A 15,071-nucleotide genomic window follows, 5' to 3' on the forward strand; every position below is an offset into this window, starting at 1 on the left:
TGACGATGCCGATCGGATGTGGCTTTCGTTCGTTCGAATTGAAGCGTTTCAAAAAATCGCAACGGTCGTTACCGATATCGAAAGGGAGAAGTAGGTTGCAGACAAAAGCAGCGAAACGCATCGCGGTATCTCTGATCGCCCTGACCGTCGCCGGCGGCGCACAGGCCTGCGAATTCAAGATCGGCGCGGCTGGCCCGCTCTCGGGTGCGGCGACCCAGTGGGGCATGGCCATCAAGGGAGCGGCCGAATTCGTCGCCGCCGAGGCCAACCAGCGCGGCGGCCTCAAGGTCGGCGGCGAGACCTGCAAGCTGCAGGTCGTCTCGATCGACACGAAGTACACGGCCGAGGGAGCAGCCGCGGCTGCCAACAACTTCGCCAGCCTCGGCGTGAAGTTCATCCTCGGGCCGATGGGCTCGCCCGAAGTGACCGGCATGAAGCCGCTCGCGAACCGCAACAAGATGATCATGTTCAGCGACAGCTATGCGCGCGATGCCATCGGCCCGCGCTGGCCGCTGACGTTCCACATGGGTCCCGGCCCGGCGGCCTGGGGCGATCCGATCGTCAAGCTCGCCAAGGAGAAGTTCGGGATCAAGTCGGCTCTGACGATCGCTCCGAACGATCAGGCCGGGACCGATGTCGCCGAGGTTGCGGCCGAGGTCTACAAGAACAACGGCGTGACGACGCGGCTCGAGTACTACCAGCGCGGTACGACGAACTTCGCGCCGATCGTGACCCGCATCATCTCGGCCAATCCGGACGTGGTGGATACGGTCTCGACGCCGCCCGGCGATGCGGGCATCCTCATCAAGCAGCTCCGTCAGGCAGGCTATCAGGGCGTGATCGGGCGCCTCGGCGGCCCCGGCACGGAGGAAATCCTGCGCATCGCGGGCGGCAAGGATGTCGTTCGTAACTTCTACTGGTTCGAGCCGGTCTATATCGACGAGAAGGTCCGCAAGCTTCAGCAGGACTACAGGTCCCTGCTCAAGGCAGAGCCGCCGGAGAACAACTTCTTCTACCTGTTCGTGGCGGGCGGACGCGCGCTGACCCAGGCGATCGAGAAGGCCGGAACCCACAAGGACGCCGAAAAGGTGGCCGAGGCGCTGCGCGTGCTGCAGGTCTCCGACCCGAACCTCGGCGAGGGCAAGTGGATCGGCCAGAAGACCTACGGGATCCGTCAGGAGCTTTCCCTGCCCTTCGGCATCGGTCTGATCGAGAACGGCGAGCACAAGCCCGACCTGCGCGTCGAAGCGCCCACCGACGAATGATCCCGGACCCGAGGTAGCAACAGTGGTAGAGATCGTTTCGGCCGGCCTGATCGGCCTGTCGCTGGGGGCGCAATACGCGCTCCTGGCGCTGGGCTTCACCTTGATCTTCGGGATCATCGGGGTCGTGAACTTCGCCCACGGGGGATTCTACCTCCTCGGCGGATATGTCGCCTATGCCTGCGTCAGCATGGCCGGGCTGCCCTACCCGGTGGCGGTGCTCGCCGCCGCCCTGGCCACGGCCGCGCTGGGCTATCTCTTCGAGTTGCTCCTCCTGGAGCGGGTGATCGACGATCACCTCTCCACCCTCATCCTCACGCTCGGCTTCTCGCTCGTGATCACGACCGGCATCGTGCTGGTCTTCGGGCCGGACGCGCCGCTGTTCCAGTTCCCGGTGCAGGGCGTTGTGCGGTTCCTCGGCATCATCGTGCCCTTGGCCAACATCATCGTCTTCGCCATCTGCTTCGCGGCGATCGGCGTGGCGTATGCGCTGATCTACCGGACGAATTTCGGCCGCAGCCTCCGCGCCCTGTCGGAGGACCGGGCCGTCGCGGAGGCGCTGGGGATCCGGGCGCGGCTGATGTTCCCGCTGGCCTTCGCGCTGGCGACGGGCCTTGCCGGAATGACCGGCGCCCTCGTGACGCCGATCCTCTCGCTGACGCCCCATGCCGGCGAGCCGGTCCTGGCCGCGTCGTTCCTGGTGGTGATCCTGGGCGGCCTCGGCAGCCTCGGCGGCGCGACCCTCGCCGCCTTCCTGGTCGGAATGATCGAGGCCTATGCCGCCGTCTATCTCGGGGGCTCGAAAGGCGCCCTGATGCTGTTCGTGCTCGTCCTGATCGTGCTCCTGGTCCGGCCGACGGGTCTGTACGGCCGCACGGCCCGCGGAGCCTGACCGATGCAGACGAAAACCTCTCTTCTGAGCCGCATCGGCGCGGCGGAGCTCATCGCGCTCGCCGTGATGGTCTCGGCGCTGGCCCTGCCGTTCTTCGTCTCGAACGCCGCGACGGTTTCGCTGCTGACGCAGATCATGATCGGCGTGATGGGCGCGCTCAGCGTCTACATCATGCTGCGCATGGATCTGATGATCTTCGCGGTCCCCGCCTTCATGGCGATCGGCGGGTATACGGCCGCGATCCTGAGCGTTCGGCACGACGTGACGGATGTCTTCCTCCTCGTCGCGGCCTCCTTCGGCATTCCCTTCCTGGTCGCGATCCCGCTGGGCTTTCTGGTCCTGAGGATGCGCGGCGTCTATTTCGTCCTCGTCACCTTCGTGCTGGCGGAGATCATGCCGCTGCTGCTGTTCGAGACGCCCCGTCTCACCGGCGGCTCCAACGGCATCGCCGGCCTGCCCGCCGTGGTCGCGTTCGGGCGCCCCATCGAGGACAGCACCAGCATCCTCTTCATGTGCACGGCGCTGGCCCTGCTCGCCACGGCCATCACGGTCGCGCTGACGCGGGTGTTCCGTCCGCAATTCGAGTCGATCCGGGAGAACGAGCTGCTCGGCCAGAGCCTCGGATTGCTCGCCTGGAAGTACAAGATCTACGGCTTCTGCGTGTCCGCCGGCATCGCGGGTCTGGCGGGGTTCGCCCTCGTCGAGATGCTCATGACCGCGCATCCGAGCTCGTTCTCGGCGCTCTCGTCGGTGAACTACGTCGCCTACACGATCGTCGGCGGCCAGGCCTCCATCCTCGGCCCGCTCGTCGGGGCGGCCCTCCTGGTCTGGGCCTCCAATCTCTTCAGCCTGCAAGGAGAGGTGTCGCAGGGCCTGTTCGGCATCCTGCTGATCGTTGCCGTGATCTTCGCCAAGGGCGGGATCGTCGGGGTCGTGGAGAAGCTTCGGCCGAAGCCGAAGGCCTCGCGCCTCACCGCATCCTAGACAAGGGCTGATCCCATGCGCGACCCCGCTCCCAGCGGCTCCGCCGTCCTGCAGGCCGACAACGTCTCGAAGCGGTTCGGCGGCAACACGGTCTTCGCCGACGTCTCCCTGTCGCTCGGCGACAAGGAGATCGTCGGGGTCATCGGCCCCAACGGTGCCGGCAAGACCACGCTCATCAACATCCTCTCCGGACAGCTCGAACCGACCGCCGGACGGGTCCGGCTGCGGGGAGGCGACGTCACCGGCGTCAGTCTCGCCAAGCGCGCCAAGCTCGGCGTCGTCCGGACGTTCCAGCAGACCAAGACGTTCAAGTCGGGAACGGTCGAGGAGAATCTGCGCCGGGCGCAGATGTTCTCCGGCAGCAACCTGCGGATGGACGAGCCCTATGTCCGGGCGCTGCTCGACCGCGCAGGACTGCTCGCCCGCCTCGATCACCTGTCCGACACGCTGCCCTACGGGATGCAGAAGATGCTCGGCCTGATCATGGCGATCCTGACGAAGCCCGGCGTGCTCCTCCTGGACGAGCCGGCCGCCGGCCTCGAGCGCAGCGAGCGGTTCTTCATCGACGATTACGTCGCGGCCGTCGTGCGCGAGCTCGGCGCGAGCGTGCTTCTCGTCGAGCACGACATGGAACTCGTCAAACGGCTATGCCCGCGCATCGCGGTTCTGGACGGTGGACGGCTGATCGCGGAAGGCCCCCCGGCGGAGGTCCTGTCCCGCCGCGACGTCATCGAGGCCTATCTGGGCACGGCGGACGAGGAGGATTTGGCCGATGCTTGAGATCCGCGATCTCACGGTCCGCTACGGCGGCATCCTCGCGCTCGACAAGATTTCGATCACGGTGCCGAAGGAGGAGACGGTCATCCTCGTCGGAGCCAACGGCGCCGGCAAGTCGAGCCTGATCAACGCGATCATCGGCATGGTCCCGACCGCCGGCGGCAGCATGACGTTCGAGGGAGTCGATCTCGCGAAGGTCGCGCCCTCCATGCGTGCCGGCCACGGCATCGGCTATTCCCCCGAAGGCCGCCGCGTCTTCCCGACCATGACCGTCCGCGACAACGTGCTCGCGGGTGCCTCGCGCATCGGCCGGGCCGCTCAGGCCGACGTCTACGACAAGCTCGCGACCCTGTTCCCGATGCTCCGGGACAAGTCCGACGATCTCGCGGGCTATCTCTCGGGCGGCCAGCAGCAGATGGTCGCGATCGCCCGCGCGATGAGCGCATCGCCGAAGCTTCTGCTGCTGGACGAGCCGTTTCTCGGCCTCGCTCCCGTCTGGATCCAGCAGATCTCCGATGCCATCCGCCAGTTCAGCAAGTCCGGCGTGACCGTGCTGATGACGGAGCAGATGGCGGTTCCGGCTCTCAAGGTCGCGACGCGCGGCTACGTGATGCGGGGCGGGGCGATCCTGCGCGAGGGTCCGGTGGCCGAGTTGCGCAGCGCGGCACTGGCGGAGGAGTATCTGTGATGTCGTCCGCACCGTCGAAGACGCCGGCCTATCGCCTGTACACGATGCTCTATGCCGAGAGCCCTCCGACGCGGCGCGCGCAGCACAACTTCATGTCGGCCGTCGATTTCCACGACATGCCGATGCCGCTCGACTTCTATTGCTGGGTCGCCGTGTCGGACGATCGGGTCTGTCTGATCGACAGCGGTTGCGACAAGGAGACCTGCGACAGGCGCGGCCACATCTTCCACCGCTGCATCACCGAGGGGCTCGCCGATCTGGGCATCCGGGCGGAAGACGTGTCTGACGTCGTCGTCACCCACATGCACTGGGATCATCTCGGGAACCTCGAGAAGTTTCCGAATGCCCGCATCCACGTCCACAAGACGGAGATGGCGCACGCGACGGGTTGCAGCATGTGCCATGAGCCGCTTCGGCGGCCCTACGACGTCGAACAGGTCTGCACCGTTCTGCGGGCGCTCTATGCGGGGCGGGTGAGCTTCACGAGCGAGGCCTCCGAGATCGTGCCTGGCGTGTGGATCCATCCCGTCGGCGGCCACGCGCCGGGCCTGCAGATCGTCGAGGTCGCGACGGAGCGCGGCAAGGTGGTCCTCGCCTCCGACGCGATGCATTTCTACGCCAACGGCGAACTCTCCAACCCCTATCCCGTGATCGTCGACGTGCGCGAGTATCTGGACGGGCTTCGGTTCCTGGAGCGTCTCGCCGAGACACCCGATCACATCATTCCGGGGCACGATCCGAAGTTGCGCGATCGCTTCCCGCCCGTCGCTGGCCTGAACGGGATCTGGGACGTGTCGCTTGCGCCCCTGACGCCATCGACACGCCCGTGAGGGCCTAACCCCATCCCGTATGGAAGTTGAGAGACATGGCTCGAGCGAGCAATCAAGACAGGCTGCTGATCGATGGCGAATGGGTCGAAACGCCGACCCGCTTTCCGGTTCACGATCGCTTCTCCGGCAAGCTGATCGCGGAGGTCTGCGCGGCCTCCGTCGAACTCGCCGACCTCGCGGTGGCGCGGGCCCTGGCCGCGCTGGAGGCGGGCGTGCCGGCGCCTCATGAGCGGGCCGAGATCCTGTATCGGGCCGCCCGGCTGCTCGACGCCTACAAGGATCGCTTCGTCGATTCGATGGTCTCGGAAGCGGGCTTCACGCTGATCGATGCCGCCAGCGAGGTGTCCCGCGCCAAGCTGACGCTGGAACTCTCGGCCGAGACCGCCAAGACCCTGTGCGGCCATGTCGTACCCTTCGGCGCCCATCCCGGCTCGGAGAGGCGGATCGGCTTCACCGTCCGCGACCCGATCGGCGTCGTCTGCGCGATCACGCCCTTCAACTCGCCGCTGAACACGGTGCTGCACAAGATCGGCCCGAGCTTCGCCGCGGGCAACCCGACCGTGCTCAAGCCGTCCTCGCTCACCCCGCTGACGGCCGGCATTCTGGGCGAGCTGCTGCTCGAAGCCGGGATGCCCAAGGGCTTCCTGCACATCGTCCACGGGAACGGCGACGTCGGTGAGGCGCTCCTGCGGAACCCGGACGTCGCCTTCTACACGTTCACGGGCAGCACGCGCGTCGGCAAGATCATCCAGCAGCATGCGGGCCTGCGCCGGACCCAGATGGAACTCGGGTCGATCGCCTCGACGATCGTCTGCGCCGATGCGGACCTGTCGGTCGCGCTGCCCAAGATCGCCAATGCCGGGCTGCGCAAGGCCGGGCAGGTCTGCACCTCGGTGCAGCGTCTCTACGTTCATGAATCGATCTACGAGGCCGTGGTCGGGACGCTGGCCGAGCTGGCGCGCGGCCTGAAGGCGGGCGATCCCCGCGACGAGGCCACCAAGGTCGGCCCGCTCATCAGCCTGCAGGCGGCCGAGCGCGGCGAGGCCTGGATCCGCGACGCCGTCGCGGCCGGCGCGACGCTCCATTGCGGCGGCACCCGCGAGGGAAGCGTGATCACGCCGGCGGTCCTCACCGACGTGCCCGAGAGCTGCGAGGCCTGGTGCCGCGAGGCCTTCGCGCCGCTGATCGTGGTGCGGCCGTTCAAGGACCTGAAACAGGCGATCGACGGCGCCAACGACACCCCGTTCGGCCTTGCCGCGGGCGTCTTCACCAAGAACATGGACATTGCGATGCAGGCCATGCGCACGCTTCGCTTCGGAACCGTGCAGATCAACGAGACGTCGTCGGCCCGCGCCGACGTCATGCCCTTCGGCGGCGTCAAGGAGAGCGGCTTCGGCAAGGAAGGGCCTGCCTATGCCGCGGTGGAGATGTCCCTCGAGCGTCTGATCGTCCTGAACCCCTGAAATCCGTGATCGACGCGGCTGCCGCGCGATCGGCGGCCGCTCGGTGAAATGTCTCAGAAAGCGCACCTGGTCATGCTGCTCGCCCAATCGTCCTATTTCTGCCCGACGCGCATCGTCATGGGATCGGGAAGCTACAAGCAGCTCGACGGCATCCTTGCGGACTTCGCCGCGAGGAAGGTCCTGCTGACCATCGACCCGGCGCTTGTCGAGACGGCCTTCGTGGCGGACGTGCTGGAGATGCTCCGCAAAGCGGGCGCGGGCTTCGAGATCTTCTCGAACATCGAGCCGGATCCGAGCGACACGTCGGTCGCCGAGGCTCTCGATCTCAGCCGCGCGCTCGGTTCGGAACTGGTCCTCGCCATCGGCGGCGGCTCCACGATCGACGTCGCCAAGGCCGTGGCGATCGTCAGCACCAATGGCGGGCGCATCCACGACTACGAGGGCATCGAGAAGTTCTCGGTCCCGCCGCTGCCGCTGATCGCGGTTCCCACCACGGCCGGCACCGGCTCGGAGGTCTCGGGCTCCTGCGTGATCAGCGACACGCAGCGCGGGTTGAAGATGTCGATCCGCCACGCGTCGCTCAATCCGGCCCGCGTGGCGATCCTCGACCCCCTGGCGCTGCGCACGGTTCCCACGACGGTCGCCGCCCATTCCGGGCTGGACGCCTTCGTCCACGCGTTCGAGTCGTATATTTCCCGCAACGCGAACCCGTTCACCGACGCCGTCAACCTGCACGCGCTTCGCCTGATCTCGGCGAATATCGGACCGCTGGTGGCCAATCCGGAGAATGCCGAGGCCGCGCTCGCCATGCTGACCGGCTCGGCCTTGGCGGGAATGGCCTTCGGACAAACCGGCCTCGGCAACGTGCACTGCATGGCCCGCTTCGTCGGCGCCAAGTATCACATCCCGCACGGGCTCTCGAACGCGCTCTGCCTGCCGGTCGTGGCCCGTTTCAACGCGATTGCGAATCCCGCCAAGTATGTCGAGATCGCGCGTGCGATGGGGTGCCATGTCGAGGGCCTGAGCCAGACGGACGGCGCGCAGGCGGCGGTCGTGGCGATCCAGGATCTCTGCGCGGAACTCGGGATCCCGCGCCATCTCGCCGATGTCGGCGTGAAGAAGGAGCACATCCCGGAGCTCGCCGAGCTCTGCGTGCGAGCCGGCTACAATCGCTGGAACCCGCGCACGACGTCGAAGCGGGATTTCGAGAGGCTCTTCGCTGAAGGGCTCTGACGACGCCACCAGGCCGCGTCCGCAGCGTCACGGAAGCTGAAGCGCGGCGAGCGGCGGGCGGAGACCGAGGACGATGGCAGGCAAGAAGGGGCAGGGGGGTATCGCGGGCGGGCGCATCACGGCGCAGGACGTCGCGGCGCGGGCCGGGGTGTCCATCGGCACGGTCTCGCGGGTGATCAACAGCGTGCCGGGTGTCAAGCCGGCCATCGCCGCCAAGGTGCAGAAGGCGATCGACGAACTCGGCTGGAGCCCGAACCTGGCCGCGCAGACCATCCGCGCATCGTCCTCGCGCATGATCGGCTTCATCTTCTCCGATATCCGAAATCCGCTCTACGCGATGATGACGAAGGGCGCGGAGGAGGTCCTGTCCGCGCGCGGCTACCTGCTGGTCACGGCCAGCAGCGACGGTCAGGCCGCCAAGGAGGTCGCACTCATCAACCTGTTCAAGCGGCGCCGGGCCGACGGCATGATCCTCACGGTGGAGCGGGAGGGCGACGCCGAGGTCAATCAGACGGTGTCTCGGGCCAGCATGCCGTATGTGATGATGGAAAGAGAGCTGCCGATCGGCGGGATGTCGGTCGGAGCGGACCATTACAACGGCATCCGGCAGGCGACCGACTACCTTCTCGGACTAGGGCATCGCCGGATCGCCGTCATCACGGGCGGGCGCGGAACGCGGGTCGCGCGGGACCGCATGCGGGCGTTCCAGGATTCGCTGGCCGCGCGCGGGATGGCCCCCGACGACGACCTGATGAAGCTCGACAGTTTCGCGTCCGAATACGGATACCGGCAGATGAGCGTCCTGCTGGGGATGCGGGACCCGCCGACGGCCGTTCTGTCGCTCGGGGTCCGCCTGCTGCCGGGCGTCGTCTCGGGGCTTCGCAATCTCGGCAAGTCCTATCCGGACGATGTTTCGCTGATCTGCAGCAACGATACCGATCTCGCCACGATGGCGTCCCCGCCCATCACCGCCGTTCGCTACGACGCGATGGCGCTGGGCCGCCTCGCAGCCGAAGCGCTGCTGGATCGGATCGGCTCCGGCGAGGCCCTGACGTCGCCGCTGCGCATCGAATTGGCCACCGAACTCGTCCTGCGCGGTTCCTGCCGCGCGCTGACGGACTGACGGCGGCCCCGTTCATTCTCGAGGATGGCAAAACGCATGGACCTGCTCTTTCAACCCTTCACGCTTCGCGATCTGACGCTGCCGAACCGCATCGTGGTCTCGCCGATGGCGCAATACTCGGCCGGCAATGACGGCCACGTCACCGATTGGCACCTGATGCATTACGGCACGTTCGCCGCGTCCGGAGCGGGGCTCACCGTCCTCGAAGCCACGGCCGTCCTGCCGGAAGGGCGCGTGTCCCCGAACTGCCTCGGCGTGTGGGACGATGCCCATATCGCGGGCCTGAAGCGCGTCGTCGATTTCTTCCGGCGTCCCGCCGGCGGGATGGTCGGCATCCAGTTGGCCCATGCGGGCAGGAAGGCGTCCGTGGCGCCGCCCTGGACGGGCGTCGACGCGCTGACGAGCAAGGACGGCGGCTGGGCGATCTGGGGCGCCAGCGACTGCCCCTATCCGGGCCGCGAGGCGCCGATCGCGCCGTCGCCGGCGGATCTCGAGCGGATCGCCGACGCCTATGTGGCGGCCGTGGGACGTGCCGACCAGGCGGGCTTCGACCTCATCGAGCTGCACTGCGCTCACGGCTATTTCCTGAACAACTTCCTCTCGCCGCTCAGCAACACGCGGCAGGACGAATGGGGCGGCGATCGCGAGGGGCGGATGCGCTACCCCCTCGAGATCTTCCGGCGGCTTCGGGCGGCCTGGCCGGCCGGTAAGCCGATGGGCGTGCGCATCTCCGCGACCGAGTGGGTCGAGAACGGCTGGGACCTCGAGGATTCGGTCGTGTTCTCGCAGCGGCTGAAGGATCTCGGCTGCGATTACGTCGCGCTGTCGAGCGGCGGCACCTCGCCGGATCAGAAGATCGCCGTCGGCCCCGGCTATCAGGTGCCCTTCTCGGAAGAGGTCCGCCGGCGCAGCGGCATCCCGACCGTGGCCGTCGGCATGCTGTCGGATCCGCAACTCGCCAACGACGTCCTCGAAGCGGGCCAGGCCGATCTCATCGCGATCGGGCGCGGCATGCTGTTCAATCCGCGCTGGGCCTGGCACGCGGCCGCCGAGCTGCAGGGCACCATGCGCGTGCCGCCGCCCTACCTCCGCTGCCATCCTTCGATGAGAAACCTGCCCCGATGATGCTTGCGCAATCCGAGCCGGCGCCCGCCTCCATCAAGCTGCTGGAGCCGTTCACGCTGCGAGGCGTCGAACTCCCCAACCGGATCGTCATGTCGCCGATGGCGATGTACGCCGCCGACGAAGGGGAGGTGAACCAGTTCCATCTGACGCACTACCACAAGGTCGCCATGGGCGGAGTGGGGATGGTGGTCGTGGAGCAGACGGCCGTCTCCCGGCGCGGGCGCATCACCAATGGCTGCCTCGGGCTGTGGCACGACGGGCAGATCGAGGGGATGCGCCGGCTGGTCGCCGGAATCCACAGCTTCGGCGCCAAGGCCGCGATCCAGATCAACCACGGAGGCCGCAAGGGCAGCGCCCAGCGCGCCTGGCAGGGCAACGGCGCCCTGACGGCGGACGACATCGCGCGCGGCGAGGAGCTGTGGGTCCCCGAGGGGCCCTCGGCGATCGCCTTCGCGGAAGGCTGGCCGATACCGGACGCGATGTCGCTCGACGACATCGCGCGCCTGCGGGCGGATTTCGTGGCGACCGCGCAGCGTGCGCTGCAGGCCGGCTTCGACGTCATCGAGATCCATCTCGCGCACGGCTATCTTCTGCAGAGCTTCCTCACGCCGCTCGCGAACAAGCGCGAGGACATCTACGGCGGCTCGCTGGAGAAGCGGATGCGCCTGCCGCTGGAGATCGCCGAGGACCTCCGGTCGGCCCTGCCGGAGAGCGTGCCGATCATCGCGCGCATCTCGGCCACGGACTGGGTCGAGGGCGGCTGGACGCTCGACGACAGCGTCGTCCTCGCCGCAGAACTCAAAAGCCGCGGGATCGATCTGATCGATTGCTCCTCGGGGGGCAATCTGCTGCGGGGCGCGACGAATGCGAGCCTCGCGCGCGGGCCGGGCTATCAGGTTCCGTTCGCGGACCGGATCCGCAACGAGGTCGGCGTGCCGACGATGGCTGTCGGCATGATCCATTCCGGGGCCCAGGCCGAGCAGATCCTCCAGGAGGGCAAGGCCGATCTGATCGCGATCGGCCGCCGGATGCTCTTCGACCCGTTCTGGGCGCTTCACGCGGTGCACGAGATGGGGCTGGACGACGACTTCGTCCGCTGGCCGAAGCCCTATGGCTGGTGGCTGGAGAAATGGGCGCGGTCGGTGATGACCACGCCGCAGACGCCCGAGTGAACCCTCGGCGATGATGGGCGACGGGTGGCCCGGCGCGAACCGCGCCGCTCCGTCGCGACCATGCGGTGATCGACCCCATCGCGTAGCCGGAGGAGGCCGGCGCGGAGCCTTCGGCGCCTCCGAGCCCGGTCCGCTCCGCGGCGGGCTGGGTCGACCTTTGGCCCGGCTATCCCAGATAGCTGTCGATCAGCGATCGGCTTTTCCTGAGGTCTTCGGCCGGCCCGGAGATGACGACGCGACCGCGCTGCATCACATGCCCCTCGTCGGCGATCTCGAGCGCGAGGTGAGCCAGTTGCTCGACCAGGAGGATGGCGAGGCCGCCATCGGCCAGGCTCCTCAATGCGTCGAGAATGGTGCGCACGACCTGCGGAGCCAGGCCGAGAGACGGCTCGTCCAGCATCAGGAGCTTCGGTCGCATCATGAGGGCGCGGCTGACCGCGAGCATCTGCTGCTCGCCGCCGGACAGGTTGCCTCCGAGAATGTCCTGCCTCTTGTCCAGCACCGGAAAGCGCGCGAACTCGCGGGCCAGCCCGGTCTCGATCTCGGCTGCGCCCAGCCCCGCGACGCGCTGGGCGCCGATCAGCAGGTTGTCCCGCACGCTCAGCGTAGGGACGATCTGCCGGCCTTGCGGCACATGGACGAGCCCCGCGCGGGCCAGCCGATGCGGCTCGGACGCCATGGTCGGAGTGCCGTCGAACACGATGCGCCCGGCACTGGGCCGGACGACGTTGGAAATCGTCCGTAGCAAGGTGGTCTTGCCGGCGCCGTTGGCCCCGATCACCGAGACGAGACGCCCGGCCGGAACGGCGAGCGAGACGTCGTGCAGCACCTGCACGACGCCGAAGCCCGCGGAAACGTTCTCCAACGTGATCACGCCGCTTGTGTCTCCTGTCCGAGATAGGCGCGCAGGACCGCCGGATCGGCCTGGATGGCGGCCGGCAGGCCGGCGGCGATCGCATGGCCGAAATCCAGGACCGTGATCGTGTCGGCGATGCCCATCACGAAATCCATGTTGTGCTCGACGACGAGCACGGTGATCCCGGCCTCCTTGAGCCGGCGCACGATCCCGGCGATCGCCTGGGCCTCCAGCGGGTTCAGGCCGGCCACGGGCTCGTCGAGAAGGAGCACGGAGGGGCGCTGCGCGATGGCGCGGGCGAGCTCGACCAGCTTCCGATGACCGTAGGCGAGGTCCTTGGGCAGGTGATGGGCGTAGGGCCCGAGCCCCACGAGTTCGAGGATCGCGAGCGCCTCTTCGCGTTCGCCCGCCTCGTGGCCCCGCCCCGTGAACCAGCGGGCGACGTCGGTGACGATGCCGTCGCGGGCGCGCATGCCGAGCATGACGTTCGCAAGAACGTCGACCCCGCCGATCAACTGGAGGTTCTGGAAGGTCCTGACGAGGCCGAGCCGCGCCCGCTGATGGGCCGCGAGCGCCGTCACATCCTCGCCTCCGAGCAGGATCCGCCCTGCGCTCGGCCGGTACAGGCCCGCCACGACGTTGATGAAAGTGGATTTGCCGGCTCCGTTGGGGCCGATCAGGGCATGGACCTGGCCGGGCGCGATCGACAGCGACACGGTCGTCAGGGCCGAGACGCCCGCATAGTTCTTGGACAGCCCCTCCACGACGAGGTCTCGCGGCTGGGCGCTCTCGATCTCGTAGGCCGGCCGCGCCGGGGCCGTCTCGACCGCCGCGTCCTGCCGCCGCTTGCCGGCGAGACGGCGGAAGAGACCGACCAGGCCCTCCGGCACGAGCAGCAGCACGGCGAGCAGGATCGAGCCGTAGATCATCGGGCCGTATTGATGCAGGCTCGCGATGGTCTCGGTCAGTCCGAGCAGAACGGCGGTCCCGAGCAGCGGCCCCCAGCTATTGCCGAGCCCGCCGATGACGGCCGCGATCAGCAGGCCGATGGTCAGGCGGATGTTGAAGGCGTCGCTCGAGACGAAGCCGCTCTGGTGCGCGAACAGGATGCCCGCGAGGCCCGCGAAGACCGCGCTCGCCGCAAAGATGCCGATGCGCCACGCCGGGACGTTGAGCCCCACCGTCTGAGCGAAGGCCTCGCTCTCCTTGATGGCCCGCAGACGCCGGCCGGTGGCGGACCCGAACAGATAGTCGCTGCCGATCTGGCAGAGGAGCAGGAGGCCGGCGGCCACCCAGAAGAAGTAGGTCGGCCCCATGGCGAAGTTGCCGAAATCGATCTGGGGGATGGCCATGAGCCCCATCGTGCCGCCGGTGAGGCCGACCCACCGTTGCGCCAGGATCTCGACGATGAAGCCGAAGGCGAGCGTCGCCATCGCGAGATAGAGCCCGCGGGTCCGGAGCGCGACCATGCCGACCGCGAGGCCCGCGAGGAGCGTCAGCAGCAATCCGGCGAGCGCCGTCAGGCCGATCGGCCAGCCGAGCGTCGTCGCGAGGATCGCCGTCGCATAGCAGCCGATCGCGTAGAAGCCGCCATGGCCGAGAGACATCTGGCCGGACAGGCCGAGCAGGATGTTGAGGCCGATCACGGCGATCGCCGTATAGGCGTAGATCTGGCCGAGATGGACGTAGAAGGGGTTCGGCGCGAGCGACGGCAGCAGCACGATCAGGAGGGCTGCGGCCGCGTAGCCGACGAGGCGCAGGCGGGTGTCAGCGGACATCGGCGGCTCTCGTGCCGAAGAGGCCGGTCGGCCGGAACGCGAGGAGGATCAGCACGGCGATCAGCGGATAGAGATCGCCGAAGGCGCTGTCGAAATAGTTCGAATAGGCCTCGGCGATGCCGAAGAGGAGCCCGCCCGCGAGCAGGCCGAGCGGATTGCTGAAACCGCCGATGGAGGCGACCGCGAAGGCCTTGATGGTGAAGACGAGACCCATATGCGGCTGCACCGAAACGAGCGGCCCGACGAGGAAGCCCGAGATGCCCGCGAGCATCGAGGCCAGCACGAAGACGAGGATGACCGTGCCCTTGACGTTCACCCCGAGGAGGGCGGCGGCCTCGGGATTGAAGGCGACCGCATAGATCGCCTTCCCCCATCGCGTCCGGAACAGGAACACGTAGAAGGCCGTCACGGCGAGGAAGGCGACGAGGATGATGGCCAGCTCCTCGACGAAGATGCCGACCTCGCCGATCCGCACGACGTTGTTGCGCGTCGCCGAGAAGATCGGCGGCGCGTATTGGGCGGACTTCCCCCAGACGAGTTCGACCACGTTCTGCAGGATCAGGGCGCAGCCGGCCGTGGTCAGCACCCAGGCGTAGCCGCCCGTCTGGTCCCCGGCTCGGTCGAGGGGGCGGATCGCGACGCGCTCCAGCCCCCAGCCGAGGATCGCCATCGCGGCGAGCACGGCCAGGAGCACGAGGGGCGCCGGGACGCCCGCGAGCAGCAGACCGAGCGACAGGTAGGCTCCGACCATCAGGAAGTCGCCCTGGCCGAAATTCAGCCGGTGCGTCGCCAGATGCGCGATGAAGAGCCCCTTCGCGGTCAGCGTATAGATGGCGCCGACCGCGATGCCGCTGATCAGAAGCTGAAGCGCATTCGTGAAAGACATTC

Annotated in this window: 14 protein-coding genes; 11 read left to right on the forward strand and 3 right to left on the reverse strand. The window is 67.8% G+C overall.

Features of this window, described 5'->3' with window-relative positions:
• Positions 1 to 95: 95 nt before the first annotated feature.
• The 11 genes from EV668_RS02745 (at position 96) to EV668_RS02795 (ending at position 11,549) form a co-directional block, all read left to right on the forward strand.
• Positions 96 to 1,265 (forward strand): ABC transporter substrate-binding protein, encoded by a 1,170-nt coding sequence (locus EV668_RS02745; protein ID WP_245512791.1) that lies wholly within the window; start codon positions 96 to 98, stop codon positions 1,263 to 1,265.
• Positions 1,266 to 1,287: 22 nt separating this feature from the next.
• Complete coding sequence (locus EV668_RS02750; protein ID WP_133768313.1) at positions 1,288 to 2,154, forward strand: branched-chain amino acid ABC transporter permease; 867 nt, start codon at positions 1,288 to 1,290, stop codon at positions 2,152 to 2,154.
• Positions 2,155 to 2,157: 3 nt separating this feature from the next.
• Positions 2,158 to 3,138, forward strand: a complete 981-nt coding sequence (locus EV668_RS02755; protein WP_133768314.1) for a branched-chain amino acid ABC transporter permease — start codon at positions 2,158 to 2,160, stop codon at positions 3,136 to 3,138.
• 15 nt (positions 3,139 to 3,153) lie between these two features.
• Positions 3,154 to 3,918, forward strand: coding sequence for an ABC transporter ATP-binding protein (locus EV668_RS02760; protein WP_133768315.1), 765 nt, complete (start codon positions 3,154 to 3,156; stop codon positions 3,916 to 3,918).
• On the forward strand, positions 3,911 to 4,603 hold the full coding sequence (locus EV668_RS02765) for an ABC transporter ATP-binding protein (RefSeq protein WP_133768316.1): 693 nt from the start codon (positions 3,911 to 3,913) through the stop codon (positions 4,601 to 4,603). The genes EV668_RS02760 and EV668_RS02765 overlap by 8 nt, the downstream gene beginning before the upstream one ends.
• Positions 4,603 to 5,433, forward strand: coding sequence for an N-acyl homoserine lactonase family protein (locus EV668_RS02770; RefSeq protein WP_133768317.1), 831 nt, complete (start codon positions 4,603 to 4,605; stop codon positions 5,431 to 5,433). Before EV668_RS02765 ends, EV668_RS02770 begins: the two co-directional genes overlap by 1 nt.
• A gap of 35 nt (positions 5,434 to 5,468) precedes the next feature.
• Complete coding sequence (locus EV668_RS02775; RefSeq protein WP_133768318.1) at positions 5,469 to 6,896, forward strand: aldehyde dehydrogenase family protein; 1,428 nt, start codon at positions 5,469 to 5,471, stop codon at positions 6,894 to 6,896.
• Positions 6,897 to 6,944: 48 nt separating this feature from the next.
• Positions 6,945 to 8,129 carry an iron-containing alcohol dehydrogenase gene (locus EV668_RS02780; RefSeq protein WP_208111472.1) on the forward strand — a complete coding sequence of 395 codons (1,185 nt, stop codon included), beginning with the start codon at positions 6,945 to 6,947 and terminating at the stop codon, positions 8,127 to 8,129.
• Between the two features lie 73 nt (positions 8,130 to 8,202).
• The gene (locus EV668_RS02785) at positions 8,203 to 9,252 is read left to right on the forward strand and encodes a LacI family DNA-binding transcriptional regulator (RefSeq protein WP_133768319.1); all 1,050 of its coding nucleotides are present in this window, start codon (positions 8,203 to 8,205) and stop codon (positions 9,250 to 9,252) included.
• A 36-nt stretch (positions 9,253 to 9,288) separates the two neighbouring features.
• Positions 9,289 to 10,377 carry an NADH:flavin oxidoreductase/NADH oxidase gene (locus EV668_RS02790; protein ID WP_133768320.1) on the forward strand — a complete coding sequence of 363 codons (1,089 nt, stop codon included), beginning with the start codon at positions 9,289 to 9,291 and terminating at the stop codon, positions 10,375 to 10,377.
• Positions 10,374 to 11,549: an NADH:flavin oxidoreductase/NADH oxidase gene (locus tag EV668_RS02795; protein WP_342636816.1), complete on the forward strand. Its 1,176-nt coding sequence runs from the start codon at positions 10,374 to 10,376 to the stop codon at positions 11,547 to 11,549. Before EV668_RS02790 ends, EV668_RS02795 begins: the two co-directional genes overlap by 4 nt.
• 166 nt (positions 11,550 to 11,715) lie before the next feature.
• On the opposite strand, the gene EV668_RS02800 is transcribed toward EV668_RS02795, so the two are convergent.
• The 3 genes from EV668_RS02800 to EV668_RS02810 are packed head-to-tail and all read right to left on the reverse strand — an operon-like array spanning position 11,716 to position 15,069.
• A complete protein-coding gene (locus tag EV668_RS02800; RefSeq protein WP_245512793.1) occupies positions 11,716 to 12,378 on the reverse strand; it encodes an ABC transporter ATP-binding protein in 663 nt (220 codons plus the stop codon).
• A 41-nt stretch (positions 12,379 to 12,419) separates the two neighbouring features.
• Positions 12,420 to 14,183 carry a branched-chain amino acid ABC transporter ATP-binding protein/permease gene (locus EV668_RS02805; protein WP_133768322.1) on the reverse strand — a complete coding sequence of 588 codons (1,764 nt, stop codon included), beginning with the start codon at positions 14,181 to 14,183 and terminating at the stop codon, positions 12,420 to 12,422.
• Positions 14,173 to 15,069, reverse strand: coding sequence for a branched-chain amino acid ABC transporter permease (locus EV668_RS02810; protein WP_133768323.1), 897 nt, complete (start codon positions 15,067 to 15,069; stop codon positions 14,173 to 14,175). The genes EV668_RS02805 and EV668_RS02810 overlap by 11 nt, the downstream gene beginning before the upstream one ends.
• Positions 15,070 to 15,071: the final 2 nt, after the last annotated feature.

It is taken from the genome of Enterovirga rhinocerotis, assembly GCF_004363955.1.
GTDB lineage: Bacteria > Pseudomonadota > Alphaproteobacteria > Rhizobiales > Beijerinckiaceae > Enterovirga > Enterovirga rhinocerotis.